General features: G+C 45.2%; 9 protein-coding genes. 7 read left to right on the top strand and 2 right to left on the bottom strand.

The genetic code is table 11. From position 1 onward, the window contains the following. Positions 1-5: 5 nt before the first annotated feature. From HXT23_RS01905 to era, 6 genes are all read left to right on the top strand, one after another. Positions 6-803, top strand: a complete 798-nt coding sequence (locus HXT23_RS01905; RefSeq protein ID WP_422112999.1) for a 16S rRNA (uracil(1498)-N(3))-methyltransferase — start codon at positions 6-8, stop codon at positions 801-803. A 136-nt stretch (positions 804-939) separates the two neighbouring features. Further along, the gene (locus HXT23_RS01910) at positions 940-1,308 is read left to right on the top strand and encodes a histidine triad nucleotide-binding protein (RefSeq protein WP_016635849.1); all 369 of its coding nucleotides are present in this window, start codon (positions 940-942) and stop codon (positions 1,306-1,308) included. 3 nt (positions 1,309-1,311) lie between these two features. Beyond that, positions 1,312-2,616, top strand: coding sequence for a PhoH family protein (locus HXT23_RS01915; RefSeq protein ID WP_422113000.1), 1,305 nt, complete (start codon positions 1,312-1,314; stop codon positions 2,614-2,616). A 2-nt stretch (positions 2,617-2,618) separates the two neighbouring features. Continuing rightward, a complete protein-coding gene (gene ybeY / locus HXT23_RS01920) occupies positions 2,619-3,146 on the top strand; it encodes an rRNA maturation RNase YbeY (protein ID WP_004130585.1) in 528 nt (175 codons plus the stop codon). After that, a complete protein-coding gene (locus HXT23_RS01925; RefSeq protein WP_422113074.1) occupies positions 3,136-4,653 on the top strand; it encodes a hemolysin family protein in 1,518 nt (505 codons plus the stop codon). The genes ybeY and HXT23_RS01925 overlap by 11 nt, the downstream gene beginning before the upstream one ends. A 9-nt stretch (positions 4,654-4,662) precedes the next feature. Further along, the gene (era, locus tag HXT23_RS01930; protein ID WP_422113001.1) at positions 4,663-5,727 is read left to right on the top strand and encodes a GTPase Era; all 1,065 of its coding nucleotides are present in this window, start codon (positions 4,663-4,665) and stop codon (positions 5,725-5,727) included. Between the two features lie 456 nt (positions 5,728-6,183). Here era and HXT23_RS01935 read toward each other — a convergent pair whose 3' ends face one another. Then, on the bottom strand, positions 6,184-10,062 hold the full coding sequence (locus HXT23_RS01935; RefSeq protein ID WP_422113002.1) for a hypothetical protein: 3,879 nt from the start codon (positions 10,060-10,062) through the stop codon (positions 6,184-6,186). Between the two features lie 410 nt (positions 10,063-10,472). Further along, positions 10,473-12,527 (bottom strand): AMP-dependent synthetase/ligase, encoded by a 2,055-nt coding sequence (locus tag HXT23_RS01940; protein ID WP_410294289.1) that lies wholly within the window; start codon positions 12,525-12,527, stop codon positions 10,473-10,475. A gap of 419 nt (positions 12,528-12,946) precedes the next feature. On the opposite strand from HXT23_RS01940, the gene HXT23_RS01945 reads away from it, so the two are divergent. After that, on the top strand, positions 12,947-13,564 hold the full coding sequence (locus HXT23_RS01945; RefSeq protein WP_004132884.1) for a 50S ribosomal protein L25/general stress protein Ctc: 618 nt from the start codon (positions 12,947-12,949) through the stop codon (positions 13,562-13,564). Positions 13,565-13,597 lie beyond the last annotated feature (33 nt).

A 13,597-nucleotide genomic window follows, 5' to 3' on the forward strand; every position in this document is an offset into this window, starting at 1 on the left:
AAATTATGACAGATGCTTTGTTTTTGCTGGATACAAATAAAGACGATGCGCCCGTTCTTGCAAATGGGATTGAAGAGGGCTGGACTCTTAGCTTGCCTCAACACGTTAAAAGGCACGCAATAAGCGCAATGCGACTTTCTGATGGCGATTCGCTAGACCTTTCGGACGGCAAAGGAGTGCGAATTCACGCAACGATTACAGACAGCGAAAATGGCTTAGTTAAAGTAGATTCGTTTATAAAAGAGCCAGCGCCAACAACCAGATTATCGCTGATTCAGGCGCTTGCAAAAACGGGTCACGACGAGCAAGCAATAGATATGGCTACGCAAATCGGAGTAGACGAAGTAATTCCTTGGTGTGCAAATAGGTCAATATCAAAATGGAAGCCAGGGCGCACAGATAAGCGATGGAATCAGGTGCTTGAGGCTGCAACGGAGCAATCGCGAAGAGCGTGGATGCCGCAGCTTTTAGAGCCAGTTACAAGTAAGCAGATTCTAGCGATTTGTAGGCGTGCATGCGTTTATGGAAGTCTTGTAGTTGTTTTGCATCAAGATGCAACGGATTCTTTTAGTCAAATCGAAAACTACGTAAACGACCTAACAGAAAAATGCTTAAAAGACGGCAAAACGCGCACTGTTTACGTAATTGTAGGGCCAGAAGGCGGAATTAGCGAAGAAGAAGTGCAAAGTTTTATAGACGCTGGAGCTAAAAGTTGCGTTTTAGGAAGCAATATTTTACGAGCGTCTACAGCAGGGCCAGTATGCTTATCGTTGCTTTCTAGAGCGCTTGGCAGGTACGAATAGTAAGCAATTTTGCAATTAATTCTTGCAAGCTTTGTGCGTGTTTTGTGTAAAATAGTAAATGGTATTTTGCAATAAGAATTGCAACAATAATTGCAGTAAGAATTGCAGTAAGAATTATTGAAAAGTGGGCAAAATAATGGATAAAGCATGCAATACATACATAACTGACAAAGATTGCATTTTTTGCAAGATAATTGATGGGCAAATCCCAAGTAGCAAAGTGTATGAAGACGATGCAGTAGTGGCTTTTAACGATATTAATCCGCAAGCCAAGGTGCATGTTTTGATTGTTCCGCGCAATCACTACAAGAATGTTGTTGAGCTTGCGCAAAATGATTGTGATGTTTTGGCTCATATTGCATGCGTTGCGCAAAAAATTGCAAACGACTTTTATAATGGCGATTATCGCCTTGTTTTCAACACTGGTTTGGGAGCTGGTCAAACCGTGTTCCATGTTCACGCTCATGTTTTAACAGGCGAAAAACTTGAAGAAGGTAGTTTATAAATCGTGGCAAATAGTACAACGCGTATTGTTCAAATTCCAAGCGAATTAAGCCCAGTTGCTGTTTTGGGAGCAGCAGATTCAAACTTAAGAGAGTTGGAGAAGGCTTTTCCAAGCGTAGATATTTCCGTTCACGCGGATTGTGTGAAAATCGTATCTAGAAGCGCAAGAAGTGAGGAAGACGCTTGCAAAGCTGAACACGCGTTGCGCAAAATAGTTGATTGCGCTTACGATGCTCCTGTTGATTCTTATGCTGTAAAACGCATGCTAGAAAGAGATGTGCTTAAAGGTAGCGAGCATAATGTGCGAATCGATAGGATTGGCCACAATGGCGGAGTTTTAGGCGGAGCGTTTAGCGGATTAAAGTCTTTTGATGCTGGCGCTGGCTTTGGTTCTGGCTCTGGTTCAATCGAAAGCGATTTTGCGCGAAATTCTGCCGATTTAATGCCATCTAGTGAAGATGCTAAAAGGCGAGCAATGAGCCGCAAAGCGCGAATGGCTAAAGGCGTTATAACGTTTGCAGGCGGAAATCCTGTTCGCGCAAAAACAGCGGGTCAAACGGCTTATGTGCAAGCAATGGAGTCAAATACTGTAACGTTTGGAATTGGGCCTGCTGGTACTGGAAAAACGTATTTGGCAGTTGCTAAGGCGGTTAGAGCTTTAGAAGATGGTCGCGTGCGAAGAATAGTGTTGACGCGCCCTGCTGTAGAAGCTGGGGAAAATCTTGGATTCTTGCCTGGAACACTAAACGACAAAGTGGACCCATATTTAAGGCCGCTTTACGACGCGCTTTCCGACATGTTGGGCGCGCCGCAACTTAAGAGGTATATGGACGAAAACGTTGTGGAAGTGGCTCCGCTTGCATACATGAGAGGTCGCACGCTTAATGACGCTTTTGTTATTTTAGACGAAGCGCAAAATGCTACTGTTCAGCAGCTTAAAATGTTTTTGACGCGTCTTGGATTTAACACAACAATGGTGATTACGGGAGATAGAACGCAAGTTGATTTAGCGGTTCCAAAATCTGGATTAGCTTCGATTGAGAACGTGCTAAAAGACGTTAAAAGTATTGCGTTTGTTCACTTAAATGCGCAAGACGTTGTTAGGGCCGAGCTTGTTGGGCGAATCGTAGAAGCGTACGAAGCGTGGGAAAAGCGCGAGGCTGATTTTAGGCGCGAGAAGAATGCAGCAAAGCGCGAGGCTGGGGATGCGCGTGGAAAATCGCAAGAAACCGTGCAGTCGCAAGAAACCGCAGAATCGCAAAAATCGCAAAATCTTGAATCGCAAAATCTTGAGAGGAATATCAAGTAATCATGAGTGTTGAAGTGATGAACGAAACCGTTTGGCAAATCGACCCAAAAATATTCTCCGACCTTGGAATGTGGGTTTTGCAACAAATGCGAGTAAGCGTTCAATCCGATTTGTCGATTACTTTTGTAGACCCAGAGCCAATCGCTAGTCTTCACGAAAAATGGATGAACTTAGAAGGTCCTACAGATGTTATGAGCTTTCCAATGGACGAGCTGACTCCTGGAAGTGACGACAAAGTGAGCGAAGGAATGCTTGGAGACCTTGTGATTTGCCCGTGGGTGGCGGCTCAACAGGCAGCAGCGGCAGGGCATAGCACAATGGAAGAGATGCTATTGCTTACGATTCACGGAATGTTGCATTTGCTTGGCTACGATCACACTACGCCTCAAGAAGAAAAGCAAATGTTTGGCTTGCAAAGGCAGCTTTTGCTAACGTTCTTTGCAGCTAGATCTGGCGAGCTTTACGACGCCACTTTGCCAGCAGGTGCCGTAAATGAGCTGGAAGAATACGAGAAAAATCATGCTAAATAACATTACAATTCCGCCGATTCCCGATTTGCCTGCGCATATGTGGGCTTGCTTGGGTGCGATTGCAATAGTCGCAGTTTTGCTTGTGTGGCTTTCGCTTGCAATGGCGGCGGCGGAAGGGGCTGTGCCAAGAGTTACAAGGTCTAGTCTTAATAATCTTATGATTGAAGAACAAACGAACGATAACGAAAGTCAAGTCGTTCGCTTGAGGAAGCTTGCTAGAATTCGCAGAGCAAAGAGGCTTATAGCAGATAGGTACGCAACGAGCGGAGCGTGCGCGTTTGTGCGAATCGTGTGTAATGTGCTGGACGGCGTGGCTTTTGCTGCAATCGCGGCAGCTCTTGGTGCGTCTTTTTGGCTAACGCTATTAATCGGACTAATAGTGGCAATGATTGTTGCAATTGTTTCTATTCTTGTGCGGCCAAGGTCCGTGGGCGCGGCTCAGCCAGTTTTTAAGCTAATGCGCTTGTCTAGAATAGTTTCGATTGCTGTTTTTATGAATCCGTTTGCAAAAATCGCAAGCCGTGGAGATTCGCAAAGTCAAAGCCAAAATCATAAGAAAAATGCTGCTCTTTCCGACGACGAAGAGTTGGAGAATATTCAATTAGATCAAGCTAAAGCGAGTATTGACAGGCTTGTGGAAGCAAACGATTTTGACCCAGAAGTTTCGGAGATGATGCGCAATGTGCTTACACTTTCCGACACGTTAACGCGCGAAATCATGGTTCCGCGAACCGATATGATTTGCGTTAAAAACGACGAAACGCTGGAAAATTTCCTAAAATTATGCTCAAGATCTGGATTTTCTCGCGTGCCTATAATTGGCGAGTCGGTTGACGATTTGGAAGGAATCGCGTATTTAAAGGATGCTGTGCGCGCAACTGTGTTTAATCCTGCGGCATCTGAGCGAGCGGTTTCTACGATTGGCCGAAGCCCAATGCTTGTTCCAGAATCCAAGCCAGTGGATGATTTGTTCCACGAAATGCAACGAATCCGCCAGCACGTTGCAGTTGTTGTAGACGAATATGGCGGAATTGCAGGGCTTGTGACGATTGAAGACGCGATTGAGCAAATTGTTGGAGAGCTAGAAGATGAGCACGACCGCACTCAGCACGCGGATCCGCAAGAGGTGAGTAAGGGTGTGTGGAAAATGCCTGCGCGCACGCCGATTGCCGATTTGGAAGATATTTTTGAAGTGCATATAGACGAAGACGATGTAGACACTGTGTTTGGGTTGCTTACTAAGTTGCTTGGAAACGTGCCGATTGTTGGGTCGAGCGCTGTGACTCGCGGCCTTAAGCTAACTGCGGTTGATTCTGCTGGGCGGCGCAAGAAAGTCTCCACGATTCTTGTTGAGCGAGATATTCAAGGTCTTAAAGAAGAAGACGATAGTGCTGGAAAGAGCGGCGGAAAGAGTGCTGGAAAGAGTGACAGCAGGAGCGAGGGCAAGAATAATGCCAAGAATGGCGATAAAGATAGTGAATCATCGCAAGTTGATAGCGATAAATAGTGTTGAATTATGAATAGTATGAAAGATGTTGATGATATGAGTGACGACATGGACAATATGGACGATATGAATGACGAAATGTTTGCTAATTTAGATTCTTCTCTAAAAGCGAGCGTAGAAGTGCCTGATTTTAACGGCTATAAATCGGGATTTGTTGCTGTAGTAGGCAGGCCAAACGTTGGAAAATCAACGCTTATGAACGCGCTAATCGGAACGCAAATCGCAATAGCGTCTTCTCGCCCAGAAACAACGCGCAAGGCGATTCGCGGAATCTTAACAACTCCAAACGCGCAAATGGTGTTAGTTGATACGCCAGGAATTCACAGGCCGCGCACTTTGCTAGGCCAGCGTTTGAACGATATTGTAGACGAGTCGCTTGCAGATGTTGATGCGATTGCTTTCTTGCTTCCAGCAGATCAAGAGATTGGGCCTGGAGATAGAAGAATCTTAAGCCGACTTCGCTCCGACTTTGCCAAAAAAGATGCGGCTGGAAACTGGGTGTGGAAGGTTCCGCTTATTGGAATCGTCACTAAAATTGATACGCTAAGCCGAGATGAGTTGGTGTCTCATTTGATTGAGATTCAACAGTTTGCTGATTTTACGGATATTGTGCCAGTTAGCGCTTTGGAACGCGACAATGTTGACGAAGTTAAGAAGGTTTTGATTGACAATCTTCCAGAAGGTCCGAAGATGTATCCAGACGATCAGCTTAGCGAGGAGAGTCCTTCTAGCATGATTGCAGAGCTGATTCGTGGGGCTTTTCTTGAGGAACTTGACGACGAGTTGCCACATTCGCTGGCGGTTGTTGTAGATAGCATTGTGCGCCCAGGAGATGAGGACTATGTGCAATATAGCGATAATAAAGCGCATGTGATTGTGTCGGTGTATGTTGAGCGCGATTCGCAAAAGCCGATTATTATTGGGCGCGGTGCGGAGCATATTGTGCGCGTTAAGAAGCGTTTGCGTACTGCAGTGAATCGTATTACAGGTGCTAAAGCTGTGCTCGATTTGCACGTGAAGGTTGCAAAGGGGTGGCAGAGCGACCCTAAGAAGCTTGAGCGTTTGGGGTTCTAATTCGTCGCGCCCGAGAATGTAGCCCTCATTGGTGTGTTGAGCTACAAAGTGCGGAGTTGTTTGACGGATTTTGTACGTGATTTAGGTCGAATTTGGTACAAAATGCGCGGGCGCGACGACCTGCCTTCGAGCTTAGAGCGTAGCGCGAGAAGGCAATTTGGAGCGCTGAGCAGCTCAAGGCAGAAGCACTGCTTCTGCGCTGCAAAGCGCTTTGACTGAGCTTGAAATTGCATAATGCATTTCAAGCTCCTTTAAAGCGTGATTTGGCATGTAAAGTCCAGTGGACTTTACATGCCAAATCAGCCGAGCGGCTACTAATATCCGCGAGGAATAGCGCACTGTAACGCGCGAGCGATTTGACGGGTTTTGTTGTTGATAGATACAAAAACCGCGGCAGACGAGTTGGTGAAGACTGGTCAACCGCGGTTTTTGTTTTCTTTGTTTTTTTAGTTTTGATTACGCACGACGATGGCGAGCAAAGTAAGTGCCGCCTCCGATTGCTGCGATTCCTGCAACAACAGCTGCGATTCCTGCAACAACCTTAAACGTAGTGCTGTTGGATGCGCTTTGTGCTGCGTTTTGTGCGCCGCCAGAAGCTTGAGCGTTCTTAGATTCGCTCTTAGATTCGCTCTTAGATTCGCTTTTTGCAGAATCCTTTGTATCGTTCTTTGCATTATCCTGCTTAGACTCGTTCTTAGCAGCAGAATCCTTAGCAGCATCTTGTGCTTTAGCAAGATCCTTGGCTGCAGCTTTAGCGCCAGCGGCTGCAAGCGCTGCTGCGATGCGGTTAGCGTGTGCTGCGCCTGCAACATTATTCGCCGCAACGCCATTAGCGTTCTGAGCATTAGTTCCGTTTGCACTCTGCGATTGTGCAGCTGGAATCACAGCGTTAAATCCAAGTTGCTCGTTTCCGAACAAGTTGTTTGCATATCCTGCAAGATACTGGTTGTAGTAGTTGGAGTTGCTACTAGAAGCATCACTACTGGAGCTGGAGTCAGAATCAGAACCAGAACCAGAACCAGGCGTTGTGTCGCTATCTCCGCTTGGAGCTGGCGCAGGCGCAGGTGGCGTTGGAGCTGGAACTGACGGCTCTGGAGCTGGTGGAACCACTGTGTCTTTTACGTTCTTATTAAGCGCGTCTGCGTTATCGTTCAACGTAGTTGTCAACGTTTCAAGCTGCGTGGTGTAGCTCATCAAATCCGTTTGCATATTCTGGAATCGCCCAGTAGCAGCAAGGAACTTGGCCCTGTATGTTTCCCGAGTAGCTTCATTAGGCAGCTTCTTGATTATCTCGTTAAACTTAGCTTCAGCAGCCTTAACAGTCTTTTGTGCTGTTGTAACCTTAGCTTTTGCGGCTTTAAGAGTGGCTTGAGCAGAGGCAACCTTAGCCTTAGCATCTGCAACGGTCTTTTTAGCTGCCTTAACAGCCTCAATCTTTTTGGAAACATCAGCTTTAGTTTCTACAACCTTTTTATTTGCCTCATCTGCTCTTTTACTTAAAGCAGAAAGCTCGTTGTTTACTCGTTCTTGCTGATCATTAGCACTTTTAACAGCCTTTTGCGCATCAGAAACTCTATTATTTGCTTGTTCAATCTTTTTAGTTTCCGCTTCGACTGTTTTCTCTAATTCAGCAATCTTATCAGCTAGCTCATCAGCCTTTTTGTTAGCAGCCGCAAGCGCTTCACTTTCCCTATTCTTGTCGGCTTCTGCAGCTTGAACCGCTTGCTTTGCAGCATCCACCTTGCCTTGAGCAGTATTAACAGCATCACTCAAATCGCCATCAATCGTAGCCTGTTTTGCATTTGCTGCTTTATGAGCTTCTTCTGCAGTATTCTTAGCATTATCAGCATTTTTGTTCAAATCAGTCGAAGCTGCTTGCAACTTTTTAAGTTCTTGCTCAAGTTGCTTCTTTTTGTTATCTCTAGCATTTTCGTCAAGCTGAGCATTAGCATCTGCCTTCTGCTTTTCTTCTTCATAAAGCTTTTTCGCAGCCTCAGCAGATTCTTCCAGAAGGATTTTGCTTTTATTTGCGTCTTTAAACTCTTCTTGAGCTTGCTCAAATTTGCTAACAGCACCATCGAATTTTTCTTCGAGGCCTTTAATAGCGGCACGATCCTGTTCGCTCATGGCGTGCTTTTTCTGCAAAACCTTATATCTGGCGTTAAAAATAGCCATATTTGCAAGGTTTGCGTCCGCATTAAGCTGCTTCAACTTTTCTGCGTTATCTGGTTCCAAGTTATTGTTATTAGGATTAACTTTTTTAACATAAGCATCAAGCAAATCCTTATATTGGCTAACTGTAATCGTCGATTCGTTGCTACCATGCCACATGGCAATATCTTGGTATTTGTTTTTATTGTCATACGAGTTGTCGCCTTCGGCGAAGCCCGCAGCAGTATTTGACCTATCGGCAAAGTTTGTGTAATGGCCAACTGCGTTTATAAACTTCTTAGTAAGCGATTCATCATTGTCGTTTTCAAATAAGATAGTTTTTGTATTGCGAGTAAAATCTGCAAGATCATGTCTATGTTGTTGCAGTATTTCTTTAGCGCCATTTGCGAGTTTATGATTCGCCCATTTGCCGCTGCTAATTGTGTTGTCGTACAAGGTTTTTTCTATTGTGTACCAACCGTCTAGAGCGTTGTGTGAGTCGCCAGAGTTGATTTTGCAAGAAAAATGACCTTCGTCTGTTACCTCGCAGTCATCAAACTTCTGTGGATTTCTTGTATTGTCGTGCCCGTCTAACTTGTTGCTCCACGCAACATTTTCCGCAGATCGATTATATGCATGCGTTTTTAAATCTTCTGCTACACCATCAGGTTCATGAGATGCAGCATGACCTATATACGCGGCTGAGTAGAAGGAATGCACAATGCCCTCGGCAATATGCGTTAAGCGCACGCCGACTTCTGGCAAAGAATCGTCTGCCTTGCGCAGCGTGTTAAGAGCATCGTAGTATGTTGATGCTTCAATCATATTTTGCAGCGAGTCTGCGCTACCAACCCTGCCAAGTCCAGGCTTTACTAAGTCGTTGTACCAAGTTGGAGCATAAACTGTGTATCCTGGAGTAGTGTATGTGACATTTCCAACAGTTTTGTTCTTATCAGGAACCGTATAAGTCTCGCCCTTAAGGACTTTTTGAGCGCGCTCAGCGTCTGCAATAAGCTTGGCGTTGACTGCGTTTTTCTTAGCTTTTTCAGTATCAATCACATATTGCAAGAACTTGTAGAAGTCGGACTTTTCTTCTACTTTTTTGTTTGAATCTTCTGTATCTGCGGTAAGGTCGTATTCGTCACTTTTTTGTTTTGCTGTGCGTTTAGCTTCCTCTACAGCGTTTTTTAAATCATAAAAGTCTTTGTTCTTTGACTTAAGCTCATTTTCTGCTTTTGTAAGATTGTCGCTTGCAGAGTTGACTTCCGAATTCTTTTTAGCAGCATTAGTCTTTGCTGAATCTGCTTTTTCTTGCGCTTCTTGAGCTTCTTTTTCTAGATTTTTAACATTCTCATTTTCGCTAGCAGATTTTGGATTTGTAAGCGCTTCTATCTGGGCCGTAATTTTCTTTTGATTGTTATTGTTTTCTTCAACAAGCTTATCTGCATTTTGTTTAAGTACATCTAACTGATTGGCCTTTTGCAATAATTCTTGATGCTCCTTTTTTGCATTGCTTAGAGCATCCTTGGCTTGTTGCAGATTTTCGTTTTCTTTCTCTTGAGCTTTTTGCTTATCTTTTAAATCTTCATCTGCTTTATCTGCTAGCTCTTTATGCTTTGCAGCGTCACTTTGAGCAGAAGCATTAAGTTCTTCGGCTTCTATTTGTGCATTTGCAGCATCTTTCCTTGCGTCTAAAGCAGCTTTTTCTTTATTTTTTTCTGCTTCTAATATTTTAGTTTTTGCTGTTACTTCGTCTTTTGCTTTAGATGCCTGCAATTGCTTTTCTTGCAATTCTTTATTTGCTTTAGTTTGATTTTCTTCTGCGAGAGTTTTCTCTTTTTGAGCATCCTCTAACTCAGATTGTGCAGTGCTGGCAACATTGTTGGCGTCGGTCGCAGCTTGATTAGCCTGATTATATTCGTCTTGAGCTTTTGTAAATTCTGTATTAGCTTCTTTTTCTAGTCTTTCGGCTTCGTCTGCAAGCTTGTTTGCTTCTTTATTTGCTTCTTCGCTGGATTTTGGATTGGATTGTGGTTCGGATTGTGGATTTGCGCTGTTAACTACATTGTTAGTTTCTTGAGTTATGTTTGGATTCTGTTCAACAGCGTTGGCCACATTTGCCACACCGAATAATGCCAGTGAACTTGCGCCTAAAGATATAGCGGCTGCGATTTTAGCATTCATAAAACCTCTCCTCATATTTGATAATAGGAAATCGTTAGTTTTCGTGTTTTTGAACAAGATTTTTTAGCAATTGCTTGCCGTTCGTCTTGTTTTGGAAAACATATTTTCTACCGGGGGGGGGGTATATAGTTTTCAACGTGATTTTACCAAATACCTATGGATTAAACTGCGAATCGACGATTTCGAGCTGCATAATTTCCCCGTGTTTGTTTACTTTTTCTTGCTTTTGTTTCCAAAATTGACCAAAAAGGGAACAAACGCGGGTAAAAGGGAACAAACGCGGGCAAAATCAACAACAAAAACCGCGGTAGACGAGTAGGTATAAGACCAGTCGACCGCGGTTTTGGGTGATTCGCGCATAAATCGCAAGTAGGTTTGCTGGCGATTCGCGCATTACGATTTAATCAGCGCTACTTCTTGCGAATCGTGTACATTTGCGTGTTGAGCAATGCAGAATACTTCTTAATAACGCGAGGGCGAATAATCTTCATAGAAGCCGTCATTAAGCCGTTTTCTTGAGTAAACTCTTCTGGCAAAATAATGAACTTTCGCACAGATTCCGCGCGAGATACGCCCTCATTTGCAAGATCCACAAACTTTTGAACTTCCGCACGCACAACCGCGTTATTTGCGGCATCTTCCATGCTCATAGTCTCGTCCAAGCCCTTGGATTTAAGCCAATTGCGCAAAATCTCCTCGTCTAAAGTAACAAGAGCAGATATAAATGGCCTCTTATCTCCAAGAACAAGAGCTTGAGACACAAGCTCGCAACGCTTAATCACTTCTTCAATAGGGCCAGGAGCCACATTCTTTCCGCCAGCGGTAATGATTAAGTCCTTCTTGCGACCAGTAATGTAAAGCATGCCGTCGTCGTCAATTCTGCCCAAATCGCCAGTAGCATACCATCCGTCTTCTGTAAACGAAGTTTCGGTCGCCTCTTCGTTCTTGTGATATCTCTTAAATACGCAAGTGCCCTTAATTTGAACTTCGCCATCTTTAGCAATTCGCAAAGTGAAAGCTGGGAAAGCAATGCCAACGGAGCCTTCGTGGAATGGAACGCCAATAGGTGTGAACGCGCATGGGGCAGTGGTTTCCGTAAGACCGTAGCCCTCGTAAACTGGCACGCCTGCGCCGCGGAAGAACGCTAGCAGCTCTGGGTCAAGCGGCGCACCGCCAGCAACAATCCAGCGCGCGCGCCCACCAAGCGCTTGGCGAATCGGGCGGTAAACCAGTGGATCGTAAGCAGCGCGGCGAGCCTTTGTTAGCGCCTTAGCGTCTCCAGAATCCTGTACTTCCTTCATATATTGCTGAGCTGTAACAACAGCACCCTGGAAAGCAAGTCCCTTAGCGCCGTGACCTGCCTTTTGCGAAGCCGCGTTATACACTTTTTCGAGCACACGCGGAACAACAATCATAACGGTTGGCTTTGCAACTTGAAGATCGGATATAAGCGTTGTAATGCCTTGTGCAATGTAGATTCTAAGCGTGCTAGCAACAACAATATAGTTGATTGCGCGCGCAAACGAATGTGCTTGAGGCAAGAACAGAAGCACAGATCCATCAGGCTCGCTAAGCAAGTCTGGCAAATAAATCGGCAAGTTTAATGCCGTTGTGCAATAATGCTCATGCGTCATTTCCACGCCTTTTGGCGCAGCCGTAGAGCCAGAAGTGTACACGATTGAGCACAAGTCGGTTTTTTTAACCGAGTCAATGCGCTCGTCTAGCTCTTCATCGCTAACAGCGTATCCAAAAGCCTGAAGTTCCGCCAATCCGCCAGTTTCTATGCAAATAATGCGCTCAAGGCTTGGGCATTCTTCGATTGCGCCGTCCGCCTTTTCCTTCATATCTGTTGTTCCAACAATCAAAAAGCGCGAATCGGAGTTGTTTACAATGTTGCGAATTTGCTCGGCAGAATCAGTGTCGTAAATCGTAGCAAGCACGCCTCCGCATGCCATAACAGCAGCATCCGCAATATCCCACTCGTACGATGTTTTGCACATTAACGCAACAGCATCGCCCTTGCGCAAACCGTAGTGCATTAAGCCTTTTGCGGCATCTCGCACTTCTTTAAGGAACTGATTTGCTGTTTTTGTAACCCATTCATCGTTTTCTTTGTACGTGTAAAGCGGATCGTCTCCCATTCGAGCGGCCCTATCTGCATACAAGTCGTAGATGCTTGTGCCTTCATCTAGCGGAGCGCTTCCCTCGGTTTTTGTAGTCAACAAGCCAGTTTGTGGGTCTAAGAAAGTGGTGGTTGGCATTTCTGCACCCCACTCTTCTACGCGAGGCAGACGCGATTTTTGCGCAAGTAGCGTGTTTGTTGCTTCTTGTTTTTCTTCGACTTGCGAGTAGTCTTGGCTTCCCGAGCGATCGTCGCTAACTGGGTGTGCAAAGTTGCTGCCGATTTGCAAGGCCTTGCGGGCAAGGTTGAAAGCTTGCTGCTGGAGTGTGTTTAGCACGGACACGTCTGCTCCTTAATTGCGCTAATCTTGAGTCATAAATTTGCGTTGCAACATGTAATTTGTGTTGCAACTCGTGTCACAAAATCAGCTTGTTTTTAATCGCACAATTTAATGCGCGCTTACTTCTTTTATATATGATAATAGCTTGTGTGGCTCAAGTCACTTTTTGCCTTGATATTGCCTTGATTTTGTGTTGATATTTTTTGGATAAGCGCATGTCTAAGTGTTTTTGTAGACTAGATAAGTTGCTTTGGCGAGGGAATAACACTGCGATTGCGCCTGCGACGAGCGCTTTGCGATCGTTGCTTGCGATTGTTGTGTAAGTTCCGTTATCGACTGGGCTGATGCCAATATGGTTTTCGGCGCGTCGGTGCGCCTGAAGCTGGATTAATCAATCTATCCAGATAATTAAGGAGACCGATATGGCTACAAAGATTACACTTGAAGGCAATGTGCGCAATGAGTTCGGTAAGGGTGTTGCTCGCCGTTTGCGTGTTGCCAATTTGATTCCAGCCAGCATTTACGCTGGCGGTGCTGAACCTGTACACGTTACTCTTCCAATGAGGGAGACCACTCTTTCGCTTCGTCACGCAAACGCCTTGTTTACCATTAAGTTTGGTAAGGAATCGCGAATCGCAGTTGTTAAGGATGTTCAGCGCAACCCTGTTAAGCGCATTGTTGAGCACATTGACTTCTACGAAGTTAAGGCTGGCGAGAAGATTGACGTTGAGGTGCCAGTGTTTGTTGAAGGCACTCCAAAGGGTGCTGCTGTTGCATTCGTAGACGTTCAGGAGCTTAAGGTTCGCGCAGACGTTGCCAACTTGCCAGAGCGCTTGGTTGTTAATGTTGACGGCTTAACCGATGGCACCAAGGTGTTTGCTAAAGACGTTAAGCTTCCTGAGGGCGTTGTGCTCGACATGGATGGCGAAGAGTCTGTTGTTAGCGTTACCGTTCCAGAAGATGCTGCTACAGAAGAGCCAGCTGCTGCTCCTGCTGCCGATGCTGCTGCTCCTGCTGCAGAAGCTCCTGCTGCCGAGTAAGGTTTTGCTTAGGAATTTTTCTTAAAAGTTTCT

The sequence above is a fragment of the Gardnerella sp. DNF00257 genome, assembly GCF_049262745.1.
GTDB classification, from domain to species: domain Bacteria; phylum Actinomycetota; class Actinomycetes; order Actinomycetales; family Bifidobacteriaceae; genus Bifidobacterium; species Bifidobacterium piotii.